This window comes from Novosphingobium sp. PY1 (assembly GCF_017312445.1).
In the GTDB taxonomy this organism is placed as follows: Bacteria; Pseudomonadota; Alphaproteobacteria; order Sphingomonadales; family Sphingomonadaceae; genus Novosphingobium.
In genome coordinates, this window is the sequence record NZ_BLTI01000016.1 from 181149 (window position 1) to 204727 (window position 23579).

At 65.6% G+C, this 23579-nt stretch carries 20 protein-coding genes; 14 read left to right on the top strand and 6 right to left on the bottom strand.

Features of this window, described 5'->3' with window-relative positions:
• Nucleotides 1-169: 169 nt before the first annotated feature.
• Nucleotides 170-772, bottom strand: a complete 603-nt coding sequence (locus tag J3474_RS20510; protein WP_013833940.1) for a hypothetical protein — start codon at nt 770-772, stop codon at nt 170-172.
• A 204-nt stretch (nt 773-976) separates the two neighbouring features.
• Here J3474_RS20510 and J3474_RS20515 point away from each other — a divergent pair, with 204 nt between their 5' ends.
• The 4 genes from J3474_RS20515 to J3474_RS20530 all read left to right on the top strand — a co-directional run bounded on the left by J3474_RS20515 (nt 977) and on the right by J3474_RS20530 (nt 5017).
• The gene (locus J3474_RS20515) at nt 977-1207 is read left to right on the top strand and encodes a hypothetical protein (protein WP_207095414.1); all 231 of its coding nucleotides are present in this window, start codon (nt 977-979) and stop codon (nt 1205-1207) included.
• A gap of 61 nt (nt 1208-1268) precedes the next feature.
• Complete coding sequence (locus J3474_RS20520) at nt 1269-2807, top strand: phospholipase D-like domain-containing protein (RefSeq protein WP_207095415.1); 1539 nt, start codon at nt 1269-1271, stop codon at nt 2805-2807.
• Entirely contained in the window at nt 2804-3412 is a 609-nt protein-coding gene (gene folE / locus J3474_RS20525) for a GTP cyclohydrolase I FolE (RefSeq protein ID WP_207095416.1), read from the top strand. The genes J3474_RS20520 and folE overlap by 4 nt, the downstream gene beginning before the upstream one ends.
• A 123-nt stretch (nt 3413-3535) precedes the next feature.
• The gene (locus J3474_RS20530) at nt 3536-5017 is read left to right on the top strand and encodes a hypothetical protein (RefSeq protein WP_242528511.1); all 1482 of its coding nucleotides are present in this window, start codon (nt 3536-3538) and stop codon (nt 5015-5017) included.
• On the opposite strand, the gene J3474_RS20535 is transcribed toward J3474_RS20530, so the two are convergent.
• On the bottom strand, nt 5003-5683 hold the full coding sequence (locus tag J3474_RS20535) for an SDR family NAD(P)-dependent oxidoreductase (protein WP_013833936.1): 681 nt from the start codon (nt 5681-5683) through the stop codon (nt 5003-5005). The genes J3474_RS20530 and J3474_RS20535 overlap by 15 nt on opposite strands.
• Before the next feature lie 197 nt (nt 5684-5880).
• Nucleotides 5881-6360, bottom strand: coding sequence for a peroxiredoxin (locus J3474_RS20540; RefSeq protein ID WP_013833935.1), 480 nt, complete (start codon nt 6358-6360; stop codon nt 5881-5883).
• Between the two features lie 179 nt (nt 6361-6539).
• Between J3474_RS20540 and J3474_RS20545 the strand changes: the two genes are divergently transcribed.
• The 9 genes from J3474_RS20545 (at nt 6540) to trxA (ending at nt 20317) form a co-directional block, all read left to right on the top strand.
• Nucleotides 6540-7070, top strand: a complete 531-nt coding sequence (locus J3474_RS20545) for a hypothetical protein (RefSeq protein WP_013833934.1) — start codon at nt 6540-6542, stop codon at nt 7068-7070.
• A gap of 175 nt (nt 7071-7245) precedes the next feature.
• Nucleotides 7246-8733 carry an adenosylhomocysteinase gene (ahcY, locus tag J3474_RS20550; protein WP_007014888.1) on the top strand — a complete coding sequence of 496 codons (1488 nt, stop codon included), beginning with the start codon at nt 7246-7248 and terminating at the stop codon, nt 8731-8733.
• A 189-nt stretch (nt 8734-8922) separates the two neighbouring features.
• A complete protein-coding gene (locus J3474_RS20555) occupies nt 8923-11277 on the top strand; it encodes a PAS domain-containing sensor histidine kinase (RefSeq protein ID WP_207095417.1) in 2355 nt (784 codons plus the stop codon).
• Nucleotides 11274-11720 carry a tRNA (adenosine(37)-N6)-threonylcarbamoyltransferase complex ATPase subunit type 1 TsaE gene (tsaE, locus tag J3474_RS20560; RefSeq protein ID WP_207095418.1) on the top strand — a complete coding sequence of 149 codons (447 nt, stop codon included), beginning with the start codon at nt 11274-11276 and terminating at the stop codon, nt 11718-11720. Before J3474_RS20555 ends, tsaE begins: the two co-directional genes overlap by 4 nt.
• Nucleotides 11717-12712 (top strand): aminoglycoside phosphotransferase family protein, encoded by a 996-nt coding sequence (locus J3474_RS20565; protein WP_242528512.1) that lies wholly within the window; start codon nt 11717-11719, stop codon nt 12710-12712. The genes tsaE and J3474_RS20565 overlap by 4 nt, the downstream gene beginning before the upstream one ends.
• The gene (locus J3474_RS20570; protein WP_007014892.1) at nt 12709-13434 is read left to right on the top strand and encodes a nucleotidyltransferase family protein; all 726 of its coding nucleotides are present in this window, start codon (nt 12709-12711) and stop codon (nt 13432-13434) included. The genes J3474_RS20565 and J3474_RS20570 overlap by 4 nt, the downstream gene beginning before the upstream one ends.
• On the top strand, nt 13427-16423 hold the full coding sequence (locus J3474_RS20575) for a PD-(D/E)XK nuclease family protein (RefSeq protein ID WP_207095419.1): 2997 nt from the start codon (nt 13427-13429) through the stop codon (nt 16421-16423). Before J3474_RS20570 ends, J3474_RS20575 begins: the two co-directional genes overlap by 8 nt.
• Nucleotides 16420-19920: a double-strand break repair helicase AddA gene (addA, locus tag J3474_RS20580; protein WP_207095420.1), complete on the top strand. Its 3501-nt coding sequence runs from the start codon at nt 16420-16422 to the stop codon at nt 19918-19920. The genes J3474_RS20575 and addA overlap by 4 nt, the downstream gene beginning before the upstream one ends.
• A gap of 76 nt (nt 19921-19996) precedes the next feature.
• Nucleotides 19997-20317 (top strand): thioredoxin, encoded by a 321-nt coding sequence (gene trxA, locus J3474_RS20585; protein WP_007014895.1) that lies wholly within the window; start codon nt 19997-19999, stop codon nt 20315-20317.
• A gap of 76 nt (nt 20318-20393) precedes the next feature.
• On the opposite strand, the gene J3474_RS20590 is transcribed toward trxA, so the two are convergent.
• From J3474_RS20590 to argJ, 3 genes are read right to left on the bottom strand one after another with little or no spacing between them, the layout of a single operon-like run.
• Complete coding sequence (locus J3474_RS20590; RefSeq protein ID WP_207095421.1) at nt 20394-21203, bottom strand: inositol monophosphatase family protein; 810 nt, start codon at nt 21201-21203, stop codon at nt 20394-20396.
• On the bottom strand, nt 21200-21823 hold the full coding sequence (locus J3474_RS20595) for a glutathione S-transferase family protein (RefSeq protein ID WP_207095422.1): 624 nt from the start codon (nt 21821-21823) through the stop codon (nt 21200-21202). The genes J3474_RS20590 and J3474_RS20595 overlap by 4 nt, the downstream gene beginning before the upstream one ends.
• Nucleotides 21823-23049: a bifunctional glutamate N-acetyltransferase/amino-acid acetyltransferase ArgJ gene (gene argJ, locus J3474_RS20600; protein ID WP_013833927.1), complete on the bottom strand. Its 1227-nt coding sequence runs from the start codon at nt 23047-23049 to the stop codon at nt 21823-21825. The genes J3474_RS20595 and argJ overlap by 1 nt, the downstream gene beginning before the upstream one ends.
• Nucleotides 23050-23120: 71 nt before the next feature.
• On the opposite strand from argJ, the gene J3474_RS20605 reads away from it, so the two are divergent.
• Nucleotides 23121-23480, top strand: coding sequence for a hypothetical protein (locus tag J3474_RS20605; protein WP_242528513.1), 360 nt, complete (start codon nt 23121-23123; stop codon nt 23478-23480).
• Nucleotides 23481-23579: the final 99 nt, after the last annotated feature.

Sequence of the window (23579 nt, forward strand, 5' to 3'; positions counted from 1 at the left end):
GACCCTATTGGGCTAACAGACATGGCGACCGCAAGGATTTTCCCCAGAAATCGCCACTTCAAGCGAATCGGGCTGCGCAAAAGAACAGGGCCGGGAGCGACAATGTCGTCCCGGCCCTGCTGAATTTGCCATGGCAGGCTATATCAGGCCTGCCACAGGCCCGTTGCGATCACTCGCTTTCGGTGGAGGCGTTCTCGGCCTCGGCGCCTGCCGGGGCAGCGGCATCGGCACTGGCCTGGGCCGTACCGGCTGCCGACTGGGTGGCGGCGGCGAAATCGGCGGCGGTCATGCCAAGTGCAAGCGAGCTGTCGGCGGTGAGACCGATCGAGGCCTTCTTGAGCGCGACAGCTGCGCCGTCGCTGAGCGTCAGGGTCACATCGTCACCTTCGATCTTGGTGACGGTGCCGAGCACGACGCCGTCGCTGCTCTTGATCGGAGCGTCTACGACAAGCGCTGCGTCCTTGGCTTCGGTCGACTGGGCAGCAGCACCGTTAACGGCTGCTTCGAGCTGAGCTTTCGTCATGCCGATGGTCAGGCCCTTTGCGCGCATTGCAAAGGCGCTGGTCGGAAGACCGGCGCGTGCCGTACCGGTCGAAACCGTGATCACGTCGCCCTGGACGGCTTCAACGGTACCAACTTCATTGCCTTCGGGGCCGAAAACCTTGGCTCCCACCGTCGGGGCGACGGCGGTAGCGGCAGCATCCTGCGCCACCGCGGCGACGGGAGCCAGGCTCGCTGCAGCAATCGCGGCGGCGATGAGCGATTTCTTCATGTGTTACTCCTTCTCGTGCAGGACCGTCATGCGATCCCAATGCCGGCTCCCGGTCATGCAGGAGCGCGAAAGGGGGTCCGGAAAGTTGCCGGACGACTGACCCGGCCCAAAAGGACCAGGGGTTCATTTCTGGCGAAACGATCGCTCAGCGAAACGAACTACGATGGTGCAATAGTTACACGCGCCAAGACGAATGGCGCCTGAATGAAACGAGATCAACCGCAGAAAGTGCCATTTTCTGATAAAAATTGGCCAGAATCCGCCATGCGGAAAGAAATTCCCGACGACCGGCAAGCGATTCGCAGTGCCTTGCTCGCTCAAGGCCGTCGATTTCCTGCGGGGGCTTGCTTGGCGATTCTGATGGTTGAATCGGCAGACCTCGTCGATATCGAGTCGATGAACGGGGCAGGGGCGTTCAGCATCGAGTGTACGTAAGGGAACAAGCGGGCGTTTGGGGACTTGATCGCCGCAGCGGGGTGATCCAGCAAGGCGGGTGATGAACGAAGAGGGAGGCAAGGCGGCACACGATGCCGAGGGTCACGGGCCTTCCGTCTGGCGTTTCGCCATGGCGAAGCGCGCGCATCTCGTGATCGACGCTGCCGATTATTTCGATGTGATCCGCGAGGCCATGGTCGATGCGCGCCAGAGGATCTTCCTGATCGGCTGGGATTTCGATTCGCGCATCCTCCTGTCATCCGGGCGCCGTTGGTGGCAGCGCGGCCGCAAGGTGCGGTTCCCGGCGCGACTGGGCTCGTTTATCCTGTGGTTGGTGCGGCGCAACGCAACGCTTGAAATTCTGCTGCTCAAATGGAATTTTTCGCTGATCCGCACCTTGTTTCGCGGCACGATGCTGGTCGATCTCATTCGTTGGGCAGTCCACAAGCGCATCGATTTCAAGTTCGATTCGGCTCATCCGATCGGTTGCAGCCATCACCAGAAGATCGTGGTGATCGATGATGTCCTTGCCGTGTGCGGGGGTATCGACATGACCTCCGACCGATGGGACACGCCCGAACATCGGCCCCGGGATACCCGCCGGCGCAGACCGACGGGAGGGCTTTACGGGCCCTGGCACGACGTCACGATGATCATGGAGGGCGAGATCGCCTCCGCGCTCGGAGAGCTTGGGCGGGCCCGCTGGCAGGCCGCGGGCGGCGATGCAATCAGCCCCTGCGCGCCGCAGCAGGAATCGCCCTGGCCGAGCACGCTCGATGCCGAATTCGAGAACGTGGAGATCGGCATTGCGCGCACCCGCGCGAAGTGGGGAGAGTGCTCGCAGGTCTGCGAGGTCGAAGACTTGTTCATCGAGCAGATCCGCCGCGCCAGGCGCTTCGTCTATGTCGAGACCCAGTACTTTGCGTCGCGGGCCATTGCCGAAGTCATCTGCGAGCGGCTGATGGAGGACGATCCGCCCGAGTTCGTGGTGATCAATCCGCGCACCGCGGACGGTTGGCTCGAGCAGTTCGCCATGGACACGGCGCGCGTCGAACTGGTCGAGACGCTCAACCACGCCGATCATGCCAGCCGCTTCCACATCTACACGCCCCTGGCCGCCGACGGGACGCCGATCTATGTCCATGCCAAGCTGATGATCGTCGACGACGAGATCATCCGTGTCGGATCGGCGAACATGAACAACCGCTCGATGGGCCTCGACAGCGAATGCGACGTCTTCATCGATGCGAGCAGGCCCGCCAATTCCCACGTCGGGCCCTCGATCAAGCGTCTGCGCATCCGTCTGCTGGCCGAGCATTGCGGTATCGAGGAGGACATCGTTGCCACCGAACTGGAACGACAGGGCAGCATGTCCGCGATGATCGATGCTTTTGCGCCATTGGGCAAACATCTGGCGCCCTTGGCCTTGAAACATTTGTCGGATGCTGAAAGAGCGATTGGCGAGAGCGCCTTGCTCGATCCCGAGCGTCCCGATGAAATGTTCGAACCGATCGAGCGCAGAGGGCTGTTTCGCCGCAAGGGGCAACTCATGCGCGTTCGATTGATGCAGAAATTGAAGATGAGGAGTTTGAAAGGATGAGCAGCCTGATCGGGCCCGATGAGGACAATCCTCTCGGCAAGCCCCCCGTCCCCGAGGACGTGCAGGAAGCGATCCGCACCCTCATCCGCTGGGCGGGTGACGATCCGGACCGCGAGGGACTCATCGACACGCCCCAGCGCGTCGCGCGCGCATGGAAGGAATACTGCTTAGGGTATGCCGAGGATCCGGCCATTCACCTCTCCCGCATCTTCGAGGAAGTCGGCGGCTACGACGAGGTCGTGCTGCTCAAGGACATCCCCTTCCAGTCGCATTGCGAGCACCACATGGCGCCGATCATCGGCAAGGCGGCGATCGCCTACCTGCCGCGCGACCACGTGGTCGGCATTTCCAAGCTGGCGCGCGTTCTGCACGGCTTTGCCCGCCGCCTGCAGATCCAGGAGCGGCTGACCGCGGAAGTTGCGCAGTGCATCTGGGATCATCTCAAGCCGCACGGCGTTGCCGTCGTGATCGAAGCGAGCCACGCCTGCATGTCCGCCCGCGGGGTGCGTACGCCGGGCGTCGGCATGATCACCAGCCGGATGATGGGCACATTCCTCGAGGACCAGCGCACGCGCAAGGAAGTGCTGAGCCTGATGGGCTATTGATCGCGGAGCACTGATCTTGCGCAGGTTTCTTGGCGAACCTGCGCATTGCCCACTTGCGCCGCGACCCGCGATCGGTTTCCCTGTCCACGATTGATCCGACCGCACCGGACGGGGGGGCAGGGGATGCCTTTGCAGGAAAATTCGCAAAGCACCGGCAAGACGGCTCGATTGCCTTGGGGCGAACTTGCCGAATGGGCGCTGGTCCTTGCGCCCGCGATCATTCTTGCCTTGCTCCTGACCCGCAAGGTCTGGGACGTCGATATCTTCTGGCAGCTCAAGCTGGGCGAGATGATCCTGGCCCACCGCGGCCCGGTTGCGCACGAGCCCTTCGCAGCTTCCCATATCGGAGATCCGCTTCCGGCGCTGGCCTGGCTGGGGCAGGCGGTCATGGCCGAGGTCCGGCTGCTGGGCGGCTGGGACGCGCTGCGCGTGTTCGATGCCTTGTGCTGGGCAGGCGGCTTCTGGGCTGTTGCACTGGCCTGCCGCTGGAAGGGGGCTGCGCCGGTGGCGGTTCTGGTGGCCTTGTGCCTGTCACTGGTCGCGGCACTGGCGACGGCGAGCATCAGGCCGCAGAGCTTCTCGGTGCTGTGTTTCGGCCTGCTGCTGGCGCTACTGCGCCTGGAACTGCGTACGTGGTTGACCGTGGCGCTTGCAGCGCCTCTGTTGGTCCTGTGGCAGAACCTGCACCCATCGGTCAGCGTGGCTGCCGGAGCGCTGGGCGTCTATGCCGCCGCCGGGTGGTTCACATGGTGGCGCCAAACAGGAAAACGGCCACCGATTGCCGAGACCATCCTGATCCCGGTTGCTGTCCTTGCCATGTTCGCGACCCCGGACGGCGGCTCGATCCTCGCACTTTCGGCGCGCAATGCGCAGGCGAGCTTTGACATCGGCGTGTCCGAATGGCTGCCCATGTGGGCTCCGGACAACTGGCTGGATTCGCTCCCGATCCTCTATGCCGCGTCGCTGGCGCTATGGTTGGTGCTGCGCAATCGCCAACGCGTGGATCTGGGCGAACTTGCCCTGGCCACGGCGCTTTTCATCATGACGCTGGTCACGATCAGGTTCGTCCTCTTCTGGGCAGTTGCGCTTGTGCCCTTGCTGGCGCGCGTCGTCTCGTCCCCGCAGCCGGCACCGATGCGTGTACCGCGCTGGACAGGAACATTCGCCGTCGCACTGGTTGGCTTGCTCGGGCCGATGTTGTTGCCCACGCGTTTCGACGAGAGCCTGCCGATGGCCGCCATCGAGCGTCTGCGCCGGGAAAACGTGCGCGGCGTGATCTACGCCGACTTTCCCTATGGCGGGCCGATCATCGATGCCGGTTATCCGCAGTGGCGTGTCGCTTTCGACGGGCGGTATTATCGCTACACGCCTCAGGAGTGGCACTTCAATGGCAAGGTCGAGGCAGGAAAGCTGGGCCTTCAGGCCATCCAGCGCAAATGGCCGGTGGCTGCCTTCCTGCTCAAGGCGCAGCATAATGCCCCGCTCGCGCACGAGTTGTCGCGCGCGCCAGGCTGGCGCAGGATCTGGGACCGGGACGGCATCGTCGTCTATGTTCCCGCAGACAGGCCGAATGCCTCCCCGGCTGGCCGATCAGCCCCCGCGTGAAACGGGGATCAGTGCGCCGGTAATCGACCGGCCGGCGTCCGAGGCAAGGAAAGCGATGACTTCGGCGATGGCTGCAGGCTGGACCCATGTCGAGAAGTCGGCGTCGGGCATGTCGGCGCGATTGGTCGGCGTGTCGATGATCGTGGGAAGGACCGCATTGACGGTCACTCCCGTGCCGCCAAGCTCTTCGGCGAGGGCTTCGGTCAGCTTGTGCACGCCGGACTTCGAGGCAGCGTAGGAGGCCATGCCCATGCCTGCCTTGAGCGCGCCGCCCGCGCCGATGTTGACGATCCGCCCGGCCGAAGACGCCTTGAGCGCGGGCAGGGCCAGCTTGGTGATCGTGGCATTGGTCATGAGGTTCATCGCATGCATTTTCGCGAACGTCTCGAGCGAGCCGTCTTCAAGGGTTTCCCATGCGAAGCCGCCTGCGACGTTGACGAGAACGTCGATCCCGCCGTTGGCCGCGATGACCTTGTCGAGCGCTGCCTGCGTGGCTTTTGTATCGGTGAGGTCGACGCTGCCGATATCCATTGCGCCGTCGATCGCCTGCGCTGCGCTGGGCGCGAAGTCGATGCGGGTGACCTTGTCGCCAGCCGCGGCGAAAGCCTGCGCGACGGCCTGGCCGAGTATACCGAATCCGCCTGTGACGATTACCGAGCGTGTCATTATCTCTCCTCCAGTCCCCGATGCCGGTTAGCTAGTTGCACGAGGGGCGCAGGGCAAGGCGACTGCGGCCCAATCTGCTGGGCGAGACGCGCTGGTGATCCGTGGCGGATCATGCGGTGATACCTGCGAGACATACGAAAAAGGGCGGCCTTCGTCTGCCGAAGGCCGCCCCGATCGCGTCAATCGCTCTGAAAGTTTCAGAGCTTGCCGAGCATGTATTCGGCCGAGCTGACCTCGAACGTGCCGGGTGCCTCGACGTTGAGCTGTTCGACGACGCCGTCGTTGACGACCATCGAGAAGCGCTGGCCGCGGCTGCCCAGGCCGAAGCCGGAACCGTCCATGACCAGATCCACAGCCTTGGCGAAGTCGCCGTTGCCGTCAGCCAGCATGGTGACGTCGTCGGAACCGGCGGCCTTGCCCCACGCGCCCATCACGAAGGCGTCGTTGACGGCAGTGCAGACGATCTCGTCGACGCCCTTGGCCTTGAGGTCTGCGGCCTTCTCGACGAAGCCCGGCAGGTGCTTGGCCGAGCAAGTCGGGGTGAAGGCACCGGGAACCGAGAACAGCGCGACCTTCTTGCCGGCGAAGTAGTCGGCGGTCTGGACCGGTTCGGGTCCGCTTTCGCCAGCCTTGATCAGCTTGACGTCAGGCAGCTTGTCTCCAACGGCGATGGTCATGGAATGCATCCTTTATTCTGCAAGTGAATCGCAACGTGGCGAGATATAGGGTGCTGCGGCATTCCGGCAACGCCTCTGCGTGGTAAATTTCGATTTACGGTGACCGTTCAATCCTCGGTAAACGCCCGGGGTGATCCTCGGTCTCATGCAGGACTCGGCCTGCGGGGGGGACTGAGACAATGGGCACTTTAGAGAACATATTCGGGGCAACGCGCAAGTCAGATCGCTTTGCGAGCGGCGAACGGCGGCTGTTATGGGCATCGCTGGTCGGCATCATCGTCGCGATCTGCATCGGCTTGCCGATGCCTGCGAATGCGGCGGGCAATGACGGCAGTGCGGAAAAGTTGCGCCGGCTTGACATCATGCTGATGGTCACCGGCCTGCGCTGCCGGACAACCGCTGACAACTTCACCGCCGATTACGGGGACTTCACGCGGCACCACTTGAGCGAACTGAACGAGGCCAGCAACGACCTCAAGACCGACCTCGCGCGGCGCTACGGGGCGAAGGGCGCGAACCGGGCGCTCGATCGCATGAGCGTCGTCATGGCCAATGAATACGGCGGCGGCCATCCCTGGCTGACGTGCGCCGAACTCAAGGACGTGACGCGCAGTCTGGTCAGGGTCCAGGGCCGAGAAACCCTGGTCGAAGCGGCCGGGCAACTGCTCTCGCGCCAGCCGGCTCCCTTGCTGGCGCTGGCCACTCGCTAGACTCCAATCGTCGAATTCCCGTCGCCCGCGCATGAGCGGGGGCTAGCGCGAAGGCGGCGGCCCTATGGCCGCGGGAGGAAATGGCTCCACTCCCGCGGCCATATAAAGATATCTTTATATTTGCTTCTCGCTGACTGAAACGGTAGGTACGCCGCATTCAGGTTGCTGCATCTGCATGCCCAAGGGACAGGCGCGCGGCACCCCGTCGAACCTAACCGAACCGTTTCAGGAGTACCTGTCCGTGGCCACCGCCCAGACCGCCGCACACGATTACGCCATCGCCGACATCGGCCTTGCCGAATATGGCCGCACCGAGATCGCGATCGCAGAAACCGAGATGCCGGGCCTCATGGCCCTGCGCGAGGAATTCGGCGAGAGCAAGCCGCTCAAGGGCGCGCGTATCACTGGCTCGCTGCACATGACGATCCAGACTGCGGTGCTGATCGAGACGCTGGTCGCGCTGGGCGCCGAAGTGCGCTGGGCCACCTGCAACATCTTTTCGACCCAGGACCACGCCGCCGCCGCAATCGCCGCGCAGGGCATCCCGGTCTATGCCATCAAGGGTGAGAGCCTTGCCGATTACTGGGACTATGTCGGCCGCATCTTCGACTGGTCGAGCGAGGGCAATCCCGATCTCACCTGCAACATGATCCTCGACGATGGCGGCGATGCCACCATGTTCGCGCTGTGGGGCGCGCGCGTTGAAGCCGGTGAGCCGCTTTTCGAACCCTCGAACGCCGAGGAAATCGAGTTCGTGCGCGCACTTAACGCCTTCCTCAAGGCGAAGCCGGGCTTCCTGTCGCGCACTGTCAACGCGATCAAGGGCGTTTCGGAAGAGACCACAACCGGCGTCCACCGTCTCTACCACCTCGCCAAGGACGGCAAGTTGCCGTTCCCGGCGATCAACGTGAACGATTCTGTCACCAAGTCGAAGTTCGACAATCTGTACGGCTGCCGCGAATCGCTGGTTGACGCAATCCGCCGCGCGACCGACGTCATGCTTGCCGGCAAGGTCGCCTGCGTTGCCGGTTTCGGCGATGTCGGCAAGGGTTCGGCCGCATCGCTGCGCAACGGCGGCGCGCGCGTCATGGTCACCGAGATCGACCCGATCTGCGCCCTGCAGGCGGCCATGGAAGGCTATGAAGTCGTCACCATGGAAGAAGCCGTGAAGCGCTGCGACATCTTCGTCACCGCCACCGGCAACGAAGGCGTGATCACCGGCGCCCACATGGAGGCGATGAAGGACAAGGCCATCGTCTGCAACATCGGCCACTTCGATTCCGAGATCCAGATTTCGGCGCTCGACAATTACAACTGGCATGAAGTGAAGCCGGGCACCGACCTGGTGACTTTCCCCGACGGCAAGCAGATCCTCGTTCTTGCCAAGGGGCGCCTGGTGAACCTGGGCTGCGCCACCGGCCATCCCAGCTTCGTGATGTCGTCCAGCTTCACCAACCAGGTGCTTGCGCAGATCGAACTCTTCGCGAAGTCGGACGACTACGAGAACCGCGTCTATGTCCTGCCCAAGCACCTCGACGAAAAGGTCGCCGCGCTGCACCTCGAGAAGCTCGGCGTGAAGCTGACCAAGCTTTCCAAGCGCCAGGCCGACTACATCGGCGTGCCGCAGGAAGGCCCGTTCAAGCCGGACCACTACCGCTACTGATCGGAATTTCATCCCGGCCTTGCTCCTGCTGTAAGGCCGGCGGTGCCCGAGATCCGGTACTTGCCCAGGCAGGTGCCGGATTTTTTGGTTGCGCGCTGCCGAACGGAGGCGCGCGGATGGGGGATTGCGTCCATTGCAGCGCAACCAACCCATTGTCATCACGGGCAAGGCACACCATAGCCATCTCCGATGGACCAGGAGCGCCTCGTAACACTGTTGATCGGATTGCTGCTCGCGGCGTGGACGCTGGGAGCAGCCTGGGCGATCCTCTCGGCGCGCACGCGCCAGAAGCGGGCGGAAGGGGCGCTTCGCTCGGCGCGCAGGCTTGCCCGCATGGTGGAGGAATCGCCAGCGATTCCCCTGCTCGTACGTTCCGACGGGCGGATCGAGGCGAGTCCGCGTCTGGCGCAGTGGCTCGGGCTCGACGGCGTGCCGCAGTTCCTGTCCGAACTCGATACCGCCGAACGGGGCCTGCCTGCCGAGAAGCTGGCGGAGCTGACCGAAGCGGTGCGCCGCTGCCAGAAGACGGCCGCGCCTTTCCGCCTGGTCGCCACCCCGCGCAATTCCACCCGCAGCCTGGCGCTGCGCGGGCATCTCGCCGATCCGCAGGTCTCGCCCGGCGGCGCCGCGCTCGTCTGGGTCTTCGACTTTTCCGACAGCGAAAGCGAACTGGCTCGCCTGCGCGAGGAAGCGGCCCGGGCGAGAGGGGACTTCACCGCGCTCGTCTCGCTGATCGAGGCCGCGCCCATGCCGATGTGGTTCCGCCGCCCCGACGGCGAGTTGCAGCTGGTCAATTCGGCTTATGTCGCGGCTGTCGGCGGTCAAAGCGCCGAAGCGGTCGTGGCGGCCGGCGTCGAACTCGTCGAGACGGTTGACGGCCATACGCCTGCGCACGTGGCGCAGGCCGCGCGGGAGAAGGGCGCGCCGATCGAGCGCATCGTTTCGGCCACGATCAATGGCCAGCGGCGGGCGCTGCGCGTCAGCGACTTGCCGCTCGGGAACGACGGCGTTGCCGGCTATGCCGTCGACATCGAGGATCTCGAGGAAATGTCGCGCTCGTTCCGCGCCTTCCGCGATGCCCAGCGCTCCATGCTCGACCAGCTTTCGGCCGGTGTGGCGCAGTTCGATGCCAAGCGGCGCCTGTCGTTCGCCAACCAGCCATTCCAGCGCCTGTTCAAGTTCTCCGCCAGGATGATGCAGGACCCGCCTGCCTTCGAGCGCCTGCTCGACGCGGCGCGCGATGTCGGTCGTGTTCCCGAAGTGCGCGACTTTCCGGTCTGGCGGCGCGAACGCGCAGGGTGGTTCGCCTCGGGCGACACGCAGGAGGAGGCCTGGTCGCTGGCCGATGGCACCCATCTGCGCATTGTCGCCCAGCCTGACCCGGACGGCGGCCTGCTGCTCATTGTCGAAGACCGTACCGAACAATTGCGCCTGTCGGCCGTGCGGGACACCCTGCTGCGCACCCGCACGGCGACATTCGACAGCCTCTTCGAATCGATTGCGGTCTTCGCGCCCGACGGCCGCATGCAGATCTGGAACCGCCGTTTCGCAGCCGACTGGGGGCTCGACAGCGATTTTCTCGACACCCACCCGCATGTGGAGGCACTGCTCAAGAAGATCGCATCGCGCCTCAAGCGCGGGGCGGAAGCCGAACTTGTCGGCAATGTCGTGCGCGCGGCGACGCTCGATCGCACCCAGAAAGGTGGCCGGATCACCCTGGCCGACGGGCGTATCCTGGAATTTGCAGGCGTTCCGCTGCCCGACGGCAACGGCCTTCTCGCGGTGCTCGACATCACCGATTCGCAAAAGGCCGAAGACGCCCTGCGCGAAAGCAACGCGGCGCTGATGGAAGCCGATGCGATCAAGACCCGCTTCCTTGCCAACATGAGCTACGAACTGCGCACGCCGCTCACCTCCATCGGCGGCTTTGCCGAATTGCTGCAGGCGGGTCTCGGCGGCGATCTTAGCGACAGCGGACGCGAATATGTCTCCGACATTCTCGCCTCGGTCGACCAGCTTGGCGAACATATCGAGAGCCTCCTCGATCTCTCGCAGAGCGAGGCCGGCATGCTTCCGCTCAAGAAGGAAGAGATCGAACTCATGCCCTTCGTGCGCAGCGTTGTGGAAGAGCGCGCCGGGCGGCTGGAAAAGGCGGGGCTTGAGCTGGACCTGCAGGCCAAGGGGCTGCCGCGCCCGATTACTGGCGACCGCAAGCGGCTGGGCCGTGCCATCGGCCATCTGGTGGACAACGCCATCGCCGCTTCCAGGCGCGGGCAGCGGATTCTCGTGCAGGTCGCCTCGCGCAAGACACCGCAGGGCGAAGTCGCGCAGATCCTCGTTCAGGACAAGGGATCGGGCCTCGACAGCCGCAGCTTGACGCGCGCTCTGGACGGGATGAAGGTCAGCGCCGACGGCAAGAGCGTCGAACGGCGCCAGGGCCTGGGGCTCCCGCTCGCCCGGCAGCTGGTCGAGGCGCACGGCGGATCGCTCAAGCTCGAATCCGAGCCGGGCCGGGGCACCAGCGCCATCGTCGAACTGCCATGAGGATAGATCTGCCCGATCTCGCCGCGATGGAGCGGTTGGGCCGCGCCATTGCCGCGAAGTTGCAGGTGGGCGATGTCGTGGCGCTCGAAGGCGGTCTGGGCGCCGGCAAGACGACACTGGCCCGGGCAGTGATCGCCGGCCTCGGGTACCTGGGCGAAGTGCCGTCGCCCAGTTTCGCCATTGTCGAGCTTTACGAACCGCCCCTCGTGCGCCTGCCGCTCGTCCATGCCGACTTCTACCGCCTCGCGCATCCGTCCGAGGCCGAGGAAATCGGCCTGGACGACTACCGCGAGGGTGCTGCCATGATCGCGGAATGGCCCGATCACGCCGGTGGCTTCGCGCATGAGCCGGGCTGCCTCTCCATCACGCTGGAAATTGCGGATGAGGGGCGGATCGCCATTGTCGAGGCGGGGGGGGATTGGCTAGGGCGAATGCCGATATGACGGACACTGCCGTGATGCTGCCTGCGGGCCTCGATTCCTTTCTTGAAACTGCCGGCTGGGCCGGCTCGCAAGTCGAGCCGCTACCGGGCGACGCCTCGTTTCGCCGCTATTTCCGCATTCGCCGGGGCGACGAGACGGCGATGCTGATGGACGCTCCGCCGCCCAACGAGGATCCGGGGCCGTTCCTGCGCGCCGCGCACTGGCTCAATGCCAATGACATGCGCGCGCCGCGAATCCTCGCCGAGGAGGCTGAACGCGGCCTCGTCCTGATCGAGGACTTCGGCGAGGCGCGCATGCGCGACTACCTTGACCAGTGGCCCGCGGACGAGACCGATACCTACAAGGGTGCCGTCGATGCGCTGGTGAAGCTGCACCGCCTGCCGCCGGGGCCGTTTCTCGAGTACTCGATGAGCGAATACCAGCGCGAGGCGCGGCTTTTCGTCGACTGGTACTGCGCGGCGCGGGGCCTCAAGGTCGACGTGCCCGGCTTCGTCGCCGCCTGGAATGCGGCGCTGGGCAGCATGCTCCCGCGCCAGCATCCGGGCGTGACCGTGCTGCGCGACTATCACGCGGAAAACATCATGCTTCTGGGTGCGCTGGAAAAGCAGGGGCTGCTCGATTTCCAGGACGCGCTGGTGGGCCATCCGGCCTACGATCTCGTTTCGCTGCTGCAGGATGCGCGCCGCGATGTCCCGTCTGAACTGGAAGCGCAGATGTTCGACCATTACACACAGGCGAGCGGCGTGGATGCCGACACTTTCCTCGCCGACTACGCAAGGCTGGGCGCGCAGCGCAACACCAAGATCGTCGGCATTTTCGTGCGCTTGTGGAAGCGTGACGGCAAGCCGCGCTACCTCGACATGATCCCGCGCGTCTGGGCACTGCTGGAGCGCGACCTTGCGCATCCTGCCCTCGCTCCGGTGGCGCATTGGTTCGATGCGAATATTCCGGCTGATGTGCGGCAGGCTGGTGGAGGCAAGTTCGAGCTATGAGCGGCAAACCCCTCGCAAGCGACACGGCGATGATCCTGGCCGCCGGGCTGGGCAAGCGCATGCGCCCGCTCACCGCCTCGCAGCCCAAGCCGCTGGTGCGCGTCGGCGGCAAGGCGCTGATCGATCATGCGCTGGAAAAGCTCGAAAACGCGGGCGTCGCCAAGGCGGTCGTCAACGTCCACTATCTTGCCGATGCGCTCGAAGGCCACATGAAGGTGCGCAAGACGGGGCCAGCAGTCACGATCTCGGACGAGCGCGAGGTGCTGCTGGAAACCGGCGGCGGCATGGTCAAGGCCGCGCCGATGCTGCCCGATCCGTTCTTCTGCCTCAACAGCGACAACATCTGGCTCGACGGGCCCAGCGACGTTTTCGCCGAGCTTTCGCAGGCGTGGGATCCTGAACGGATGGACGCGCTGCTGCTGCTGGTGCCGCACCCGCGTGCGCTGAACTACCGCGGGGAGGGGGACTTCCACCTCGATCCGGCGGGCAAGGTCAGCCGCCGCGGCAAGGGGCGGGTCGCGCCGTTCATCTACACCGGCATCCAGATCGTGTCGCACCGGTTGCTGCGCGATGCGCCCGAAGGTCCGTTCTCGACCAATGTCCTGTGGTCCCGCGCGATCGAGGAAGGCCGACTCTACGGCATTTCGCATACCGGCCTGTGGTTCGAAGTCGGTGATCCGGGCGCCATCAAGCCCACCGAGGCATGGCTGCCCCGTGCCTGATCGGGCCGGGCCGCGCGTTTACTCGATTGCTGCGCACCGCGGGTTTGCCGATGCCCTCGTGGCCGGCCTCGTGCCGCGCTATGCGCAAGGGGAGCTCGGCCTTGCCCGGCTGACGCTGCTCCTGCCCAGCCGCCGTGCGGTGCGCACCGTCACCGAGGCTTTCGTGCGCCATTCGGGTGAGAGCGAGACGCCTGGCATGCTGCTGCCGCGCATGGCCGTGGCAGGTGACCTCGATCTCGACGAGACGCTCGGCCCCTTGCTCGATCCGCTGGGCGCTGCCGACATTCCGCCGGCTGCCGATCCGATGCGGCGCTGGCTGCGCCTTGCCCACTACCTGCGGGAAGTCGAGGGCGACGAGGCCGGGAAGGGCGCGGCCCTCCTGCGCCGCGCGTGGGAACTGGGCAGCACCATGGACCGGCTGCTGGTCGAGGGGATTGCGCCGATCGACCTGATGACGGAGCGGGTCATCGGCATCGTCGGAGATCTTGCCGGGCACTGGACGGACAATACCCGCGCTTTCCTGAAAGTGCAGCAACACTGGATCGCCGAACTGGCCGAACGCGGGCAGATCGACGCGCCCGAACGCCGCAACCGCCTGTTTGAACATGCCGCGAAGCGTTGGCGCGCCGAACCGCCGCAGCATCCGATCGTTGCCGCCGGTGTTACCAGCGCCTCTCCGGCGCTGGCGAAGATGCTGCGCGTGGTCAGCGAACTGCCCGGCGGTTCGGTGATCCTGCCCGACCTCGATCTGGCGCTGGATGCTGGCGTCTGGGACGAACTGGGTACGGCCGGAAATCCGGTCGAGCCGGACGATCCCCCCTTCGGTCGCAGCGATGCGGTGACCCATCCGCAATATCACCTCAAATTGCTGCTCAACCGCATGGGCATTGCGCGCGACGAAGTGCAGCCCTGGCACCGTTCGGGGCACGGCGCCGCACCGCCGGAGCGCAGCAAGGTCATTTCCAACCTGTTCCTGCCGCCGCGCGCCTCCTCCGTCTGGGTCGATCTGCCCGCTGAAAAGCGCCGCCTCTCCGGCGTGCGGCTCATGGAAAGCGCACATCCCGGCGAAGAGGCGCAGGCAATTGCGGTGATGATCCGCGAGGCGCTGGAAACGCCCGAACGCCGCGTCGCGCTGATCACGCCCAACCGCGGCCTTGCCGGGCGGGTCGTTGCGCATCTGGAACGCTGGGGGATCGAGGCAGACGATACCGCCGGACGGCCCTTGCCACAGACCGCTGCGGGACGGCTGCTGCTCCTACTGGCCGAACTGGTCGCCGAACAGGGCGCGCCGGTGCCGCTCATCGCCCTGCTGACGCATCCATTGGCCGGGTCGGGGGAAGGGCGCGCGCGCTGGCTGGAAAATGCCCGCAGGCTCGACCTCGCCTTGCGCGGTCCGCGACCGGGAGCGGGGCTGGCGCCCATCGCCGTGCTCGCCGAAGAAGCCAGGCTCGGCGAGTGGTGGGCATCGGTTGCGGACATGTTGGCGCCGCTGTTCGCCTTTGGCGAGGCAGAGCCGCTCGAAGTCCTGCTCGGCGCCTTCAGCGAAATTGCCGAGACGCTTTGCGGGGATGCCTTGTGGACCGGGCCGGACGGCCGCGCCCTCAGCGCGTTCGTTGAGGAATTGCGCGGCGCGGCGAGCGCGGCGGGCACTGTCCTAGATCCGCGCGAACTGCACGCGGTGCTGCGCGATGCGATGGACCGCGTCTCGGTGCGTCCGCCCTGGGGCGGGCATCCGCGCGTATCGATCTACGGCCTGCTCGAAGCGCGCATGAGCCGTGCCGATCTGGTCATCTGCGGCGGACTGGTGGAGGGTACCTGGCCTGCGTCGCCTTCGCAGGATTCGCTGTTGCCCCCTGCCGTTCTGCGCGCGCTGGGCGTGCCGGGAGCCGATTTCCGCATCGGCCTTGCCGCGCATGACCTTGCTGCAGCACTGGGCGCGCCCGAAGTGGTGCTGAGCTGGGCGCAGCGCGACGAAGGCGGCCCGGTCATTCCTTCCCGCTTCGTATTGCGCGTGAAGGCGATGCTCGGCGATCAGGCCGCGCGCCATGTCGAGAGCGAGGCGCTGCGACTGGCGCGCAGGCTTGACGAGGCGGCGAAGGTGGCGCCTCATCCGCGGCCCCAGCCGATGCCCGATGCCGAGCAGCGCAAGGTTGACATCTCGGTCACCGGCCTCGATCGCCTGCGCGGCGATCCCTATCAGTTCTATGCCAGCTCGATCCTCGGCCTGCGCACGCTCGATGCGCTCGATGCTGAACCGAGCGCAGCCTGGAAGGGCGAGATTGCGCACAGGATCCTCGAACTGTGGCACAAGTCGGGTGAGCCCAGGGGCGGTCTGCACGCCATAGCCGAACAGGTGCTTGACGAAGCGAATGCGCACCCGCTGATGCGGGCGCTTTGGTGGCCGCGTCTGGCCGCGGCGCTCGATACGTTCGATGCAATGATTGCCGACCAGAAGGGTCAGGGCCGCGAAGTGCTGTGCGTCGAGGCCTGGGGCGACATGCGGTACCGCGATGTGCGCATCCATGGCCGCGCCGACCGTATCGACCGCAAGGCGGACGGCACGCTTGCGGTTGTCGACTACAAGACCGGAGGCCCGCCCCGGCCGCTGCAGGTCAAGGAAGGCTTTGCGCTGCAGCTCGGCCTGATCGCGATGATCGCCGAACAAGGCGGTTTCAAGGGCGTCGAGGGCGAAGCCAGCGGTTTCGAGTATTGGTCGCTCGCCAAGAAGCCGCGCACCGACGACTTTGGCTATGCGGTTGAACCGGTCACCGACGATCCGAAGAAGCAGGAGAAGATGGTCCTGCGCGAAGAGTTCCTGGACGAGACCGAGGCTTTCCTCAACGATGCGCTCGACAAGTGGATCCTGGGCGCCGAGCCCTTTACCGCGCGGCTCAATCCCGAACTGGCAAGCTATGCCGATTACGACCAACTGATGCGCCTGGACGAGTGGATCACCACGCTCGGCGGCAGCGGGGAGGACGCGGCATGAGCGGTCCGGCCACCGTCCATCCCCTTCACGGCAACCAGATGCGCGCGGTCGATCCCGAAGAGACCGTGTGGCTCTCCGCTTCGGCCGGAACCGGCAAGACGCAGGTTCTGTCTTCGCGCGTGCTGCGCCTGCTGCTGCAGCCGGGCGTGGATCCTTCGCAGATCCTGTGCCTGACTTTCACCAAGGCTGGCGCGACCGAGATGGCGGCGCGCATCAACGGCACTCTCGCCGAATGGGTGCGGCTTGAGGATACGCAGCTTTTCGCCAGGCTCGATGCCATCGGCGCCAAGGCCGATGGCGAGACCATGGCACGCGCACGCACACTGTTTGCCGCCGTGCTCGACTGTCCCGGCGGCGGCCTGCGCATCGATACGATCCACGCCTTTTCGCAGTGGCTGCTGGCGACGTTCCCGCTCGAAGCGCAGCTGATCCCGGGATCGCGGCCGATGGAAGACCGCGAGCGCTTGCTGCTTGCGCGGCAGGTTCTGGCCGACCTGCTGGTCACGGCCCAGAGCGAGCCCCGGGGCGATCCGCAATTGCTGCGCGCCATCAGCGACCTCTCGCTGAGGCACGGACCCGATGCGGTCGAGGCTTTCCTGCTGCGCTGCGCCTCGGCGCGTGAGGCGTGGTTCGGTCCCGGCGGCTGGCAGGAACCGATGCGCGAGAACGTGCTGCGATTGCTGGGCCTGCCGAGCGATGCCGACGAGGTCTATCTGGCAGATCTGTGCAGCGACGAGCGCTTCGACGTGCGCTCTCTGCGCCGATGCTGCGAGACGTTGGCAGACTGGGACACCAAGGCCGGGCGAGAAGGCGCCGAAGCCTCGGTCGTGTGGCTCTCCGCTTCGCCGGAGAAGCGCGCCGCGACCATCGACGATCTCTATTTCGGGCTGTTCACCAAGACGACCGATGCGCCCAAGCAACTGACGAATATTCTCAAACGCGATCCCGACTACGAGGGTTACGTACTGCGCGTGCAGGAGAGCATCGCCCGGGTGCGCGAGGCCAAGGCATTGCTGGAACTGACTGAGCGACTGGTCCCCGCGCTGCGGCTAGGCCGGACCTTTGCTCTCGCATGGGACGAAGCCAAGCAGCGCGAGGGCCTGATCGACTTCGACGACCAGATCCGCCGCGCGGCCGATCTGCTGCGCAACCAGTCGCAGGCGGACTGGATCCGCTACAAGCTCGACCGCCGCTTCGACCACATTCTCGTCGACGAGGCGCAGGATACCAATGCCGCGCAATGGGACATCATCCTTGCCATGGCCGAGGAGTTCTGGGCCGGCCTTGGCCAGCATGGCGACCTGATGCGTACGCTCTTCGTTGTAGGCGATTACAAGCAGGCGATCTTCCGCTTCCAGGGCACGAGCCCCGAGAACTTCCGCCGCGCCGCCGAGAAAGTGCGCGCAAAGATGAACGAGGCGGCGCAGAATGCAGAAATGCTGCGCAGCAATTTCCGTCCGCGCAACCTGCTCGAACTTGGCCTCGACCGCAGTTTTCGCACTGCGCAGAAAGTCCTCGATTTCGTCGACGATGCGATCGGCGGGATCGGCCATGCCAATTTCGGTCTCGCCGATGCGCCCGAGCGCCATGACGGGCAGGACCGGCCCGGATACGTCGCCTTGTGGAAGCCGGTTGGCGCGGCGGTCGGCGACGATGACGATGACCCGCGCGACGAGGGTGAGGATGAAGGGCAGGAGGGTTGGCTTTCCAAGCCCGACCGCCAGATGGCCGAAGGCATCGCCCGGCAGGTGAGGGCATGGCTCGATCCGATGGCTCCGGGCTTCACCTTGCAGAAAGGCAAGCCGCGCCGCGCCCATGCCGGGGACATCATGGTGCTGGTGCGCCAGCGCAAGGAACTTGCCGGGCTGATCGTCGGGCGGCTTCATGCTGCAGGCGTGCCCGTTGCCGGTGTCGACCGCCTCCGGCTCGGCGCGCCGCTGGCGGTAAAGGATCTCGTCGCCGCGCTGCGCTTCGCGGTCCAGCCGTTCGACGATCTCAACCTCGCCAGCCTGCTCGTCTCGCCGCTGGTGGGTTGGAGCCAGGAGCAATTGCTGCGCCACGGCTACCGGGACAAGCACACGCGTCTCTGGTCGCATTTGCGCGCCAGCTCGGATCCGCAAGTTGCTGCCGTGCTGCAGCAACTGGGCGCGCTGCTGGCACTGGCCGACTTCGAACCACCGCAGCAATTGCTGCACTGGCTGCTGGTGGGACCGTGGCAGGCCCGGCGCAAGCTGGTCGGCCGGCTCGGCAGCGAGGCCAACGATCCCATTGACGAACTGCTCAACGCCGCGCAGGCCTATGTTGCCACCGACACGCCAAGCCTTGCAGGTTTCCTTGCCTGGTTCGATGCCGGTGACGGCGAACTGAAGCGCGAGGCGGACAGCGCCGCCGGGCTTGTCCGGGTGATGACGGTCCACGGCTCGAAAGGCCTGCAGGCGCCTATTGTCATTCTCGCCGATGCGACCGGCAATCCCGAGCGCAGCCGCGACCGCGGCCTCGATCTGCCCGACCCGCGCGATGAGCATCGCAAGATCCCGCTTCCCCCTATCCCCTCGGCGGCAAAGAAGATCGGGCGGATCAGGGACGAGATCGAGACCAACCGTGCGGCGGACGAGCAGGAGCATTGGCGCCTGCTCTACGTCGCGATGACCCGCGCGGAAGAAGCGCTGTTCGTCGGCGGCGCGCTGGGCAAGAGCGACAAGGGCGTGCCTGCGCCCAAGAGCTGGTACGCGCGCCTGCGCGATCTTTTTCCGCCCGAAGCCGAAGTCGCCGATCCGGTCTGGGGTGCGCGCTGCGAATGGGGCGAGCTGCCGGAGCCCGTCGCGCCTGAAACCGGCCCGGTCGAATTGCCCTTGCCCGAGCCGCTGCCGGTCTGGCTGGACCGCGCGCCGCCTGCCGAACCGCGTCCGCCAAGGCCGCTCGCGCCTTCGGCCCTGGGCGAGGAGGAAGCGCCTGATCCGCCGTTCCCGCCCGGAGCGGGCCGCGATGCCGCGCGGCGCGGTACGCTGGTCCACAAGCTGCTAGAGCGCCTGCCCGAAGTGGCGCTGGCCGAGCGCGAAGCGGCGGGGCGCGCCTGGCTTGCGCGCAATGCTGCCGATCTGGAAGAGACGCAGCGCGAGGCGATGCTGGGCGATGCCCTGGGGGTTCTTGCCAATCCGGACTGGGCACCGCTGTTCGCCGAGGGGAGCCTTGCCGAAGTACCGGTGGCCGCCATCGTCGGTGGGCAGGTCGTGGCGGGCGCCATCGACCGGCTGGTCGTCGAGCCCGAGCGCGTCCGCCTCGTCGACTACAAGACGTCGCGCCGGCCGCCCGAATCGCTGGAGGGCGTACCCAAGGGCAACCTGCGTCAGATGGCTGCCTACGCAGCCGCGCTCGAAGTGGCCTTTCCGGGCCGCGCTGTGGAAGTGGCGTTGCTCTACACCACCGCCCCGCGGCTCATCACCGTGCCTGCCGAGATCCTTGCAGCGCACAAGCCGGACTTCTTGCCACCCGAGTAAAGCTTCACCGCACAGGCGTTGTCACGAGCGGTTTCTTCCCTAGATTGCAGTCAAACCCGATTTGAGGAGTCATTTCATGCCGACCATTGCCGTCACCGATGCCAGCTTCGAGGACGATGTCCTGAAGTCCGACAAGCCCGTTCTCGTGGACTTCTGGGCGGACTGGTGCGGTCCGTGCAAGATGATCGGGCCGGCTCTCGAGGAAATCAGCGACGAACTGGGCGAGCAGGTGACCATCGCCAAGATGGACATCATGGCGAACACCGACACGCCGGCCAGCTTCGGCGTGAAGTCGATCCCCTACCTCGTGCTGTTCAAGAACGGCGAGAAGGTGGCCGACAAGCTTGGCGCCGCTCCCAAGAGCGCGCTCAAGGGCTGGATCGAAAGCAGCATTTGAACGATCCCTACACGGGCGCCCCGGCGCCTGCGATGCGAAATGCCGAACCCCTCTCACCTTACAGGGTGGGAGGGGTTCAGCGTATGCGGGCGATGATTTCGGCGAATTCGTCCCACAGCTTGGGCGATGACGCGCCCAGGAGTTCGCGGCGTTCGTATTCGTCGACGCGATAGGCGCTGCCGTCCGGCCGCGCGGCCTTGCCGCCCGCCTCGTTGAGGAAGAGTACGCCCGCGGCATGGTCCCAGGGCAGGGTGCGGTTGAACACCGATATGTCGTTGGTGCCCAGTACGAGGCGTGGATACTGTTCGGCCGCGCAGCGCGGAATGTCGACCAGCCGGTAATGCGGGGCGATATGGCGGATGACCTTCTCGCGCGCGTCTTCGTCCATGAAGATCGTCGAGATCGCCGCGACGGGCGGAGACTCGCCGCTCGTGCGCGCGGCCACGCGTTCGCCGTCGATCCAGGCGCCCGTGCCGATTCCGGCATGGCAGAAACGCCCGGTCAGCGTGTCGAGAATCCAGCCGCCGATGGTCTCACCCTTGTCGGCCAGTGCGACGAGAATGCCGAACGGCGGCTTGCCCTGTGAAAAGTTCATTGTCCCGTCGAGCGGGTCGACGATCCAGCAGAGCCGGTCCTTGAGTCGTTCGAGCACCGACTTGTCGGCATGGACTGCCTCTTCGCCCACGACATCGGCATCGGGCATGAGTGCGGCCAGTTTTTCGGTAAGGATCGCCTCGCTCTCATGATCGGCGACCGTCACTACATCGTCCGCGGCCTTGGCGATGATCTCGTGGGAGGCAAGCGAGCGATAGCGCGGCGCGATGGCGCGATCCGAGGCATCGCGCATGATAGCCTCTACGGCACGGGTGAGTTCGGGGGTGATCATGTCAGCGGGATCATCACCTGCTGGGCGAAGCCGGGACGCTCCCTGATACGCTCATACCAAGCCGTGACGTTGGGGAACTCTGGCTTGTCGAACGGCAGCGAGAACAAGGTATAGGCATAGACGCCCATGGGAATGTCGCCGACGCCGAACTGGCCACCCGACAGCCACGGCTTTTCGCCGAGATACCGCTCCATCACCGCAAGCTGCTGCGCGCACCTTGCGATATCGCGCGCAATGGCGGACATGTCGCGCTCTTCCGGCTTTGTCCGGGCAAAGCTGAGGAAAGGCAGGCGCTGGGCGTCGGCATAAGTGATCTGCCAGTCCATCCAGCGGTCGGCGAGCGCGCGGTCGATAGGGTCGTGCGGGTACCAGCGCGGGCCGCCGTATTCGGCCGCCATGTAGCGCAGGATCGCATTCGATTCCCACAGGACCAGCTTTCCGTCCTCGATCGTCGGGATCAGGCGGTTCGGGTTCTTTTCGAGATAGTCCTCGGTGTAGCCGAACTGGCCGCCGATATCGTGGCGCACGTACTTCAGGCCCAGTTCCTCGGCGAACCAAGCGACCTTCTTGACGTTGTGGGAGTTCAGCCGCCCCCAGATGGTGAATACCGGAACGCTCATCAGCTGCGGTAATCCGCATTGATGGAGATGTAGCCGTGCGTCAGGTCGCAGGTCCACACGGTGGCCCGGCCGTCCCCGAGGCCAAGGTCGACCTCGATGGAGATGTCCTGTCCCTTCAGGTGCGCGGCAACGGGGGCCTCATCGTAGTCGGCGAGCGGCAGTCCTTCGCGTGCGGCCCAGGTGCCGCCGAAGCCGATGGAGAGCTTGTCGCGGTCGGCCGGCTCGCCCGCCTTGCCCACGGCCATGACGACGCGGCCCCAGTTGGCGTCCTCGCCGGCGATGGCGGTCTTGACCAGCGGCGAATTGGCGATGGCAAGGCCGACCTTGCGCGCGCTTTCGTCCGAGACTGCGCCCGAGACGGTTACGGCGATGAACTTCTGCGCCCCTTCGCCGTCCCGCACGACGAGGTGCGCAAGCTGGCGGCACACGTCGTGGACGGCAGCGGCGAAGGCATCGGCACCGGCGCTTTCGAACGAGGCGAGGGGGGCATTGCCCGCCTTGCCGGTGGCGAAGGCCATGACCGTGTCGCTGGTCGAGGTGTCGGAATCGACGGTGATGCACGAGAAAGTGCGCAGGTTCGCGGCGGAGAGGCATTCCTGCAGGAATGCCGGCTCAACGGCCGCGTCGGTGAAGAGATAGCCGAGCATCGTTGCCATGTCCGGCGCGATCATGCCCGAACCCTTGATGATGGCGCTGATCGTCACCGTCTTGCCATCGACGATGGCTGTTGCAGTCGCGCCCTTGGCGAAAGTGTCGGTCGTGGCGATGGTATTGGCGGCGTCTTCCCAGGTGCAGGGCGGCGCCGTCAGCGCCTTGTCGACGCCCTCGCGAGCCTTGTCCTTGGGCAGCGGCACGCCGATCACGCCGGTCGAGGACACGAAGACCTGTTCCAGCGGGCAGCCGAGGTGTGCGCTGACCTGGCCCATGATCTGCTCCACCGCTTCGCGGCCGCGGTACCCGGTGAAGGCATTGGAATTGCCGGCGTTGACGACGAGCGCGCGCGCCTTGCCCTGACGCACATTCGCGCGGCCCAGCTCCACTTCGCTGGAACAGCACAGGTTGCGGGTGAAGACTCCTGCGACGCTGGTGCCTTCGTCGAGTTCGACATAAGTCAGGTCGCATCGGCCCCAGTCCTTGTACCCGGCGCGCACGACGCGCGCGGTTACGCCGGCAATCGGCGGCAGGGCGGGAAAGGGCGATGCGAGCGGTGAGACGGGGTATGCCATGCCTGCAGCGGGTAACGCGTGCGCGCGCGGCGTCAAGCGCATTGCGCGCACGACCGGGACCGCTTCCGGACTTGGTCGAGCTGTGCAAATTGCAGGTCGAAGCTATGGTTCGGGTGGACTATTACATCGCCCACCCCTATCTGGTCCGCATGGCGAACCGCCTGATCCTGACTCTGCTCGCACTTCTGACGGGCCTTGCCGCGCAGATCGGTCCGGCCGAGGCGCGTGCGTCGCAGGTTGCGAGCATGCAGGTCGGTACGCTGGCCGAGTCATCGGCGGTCAAGGCGCCGCGTGCGCCCGTGGCGCTGGCACAGTTGCCTGAGCCGGGTCTGCGCAATACCCGCAGGCATGCGCCCGTGCTCGTTTCGGCAGAGCCGCTCGCTCTTGCCGCGCCCGCCGTCCTGGCAGGGATAGATCGCGCCCGCGAATAGCGCCGGCGCGCGCATTCTTTCGCTTCTTCGCGATATTCTGTCGTGCCTGCCATGATCGCGGGCGCGCCTTCAGACCATACGCATTCATGTAAAACAGGG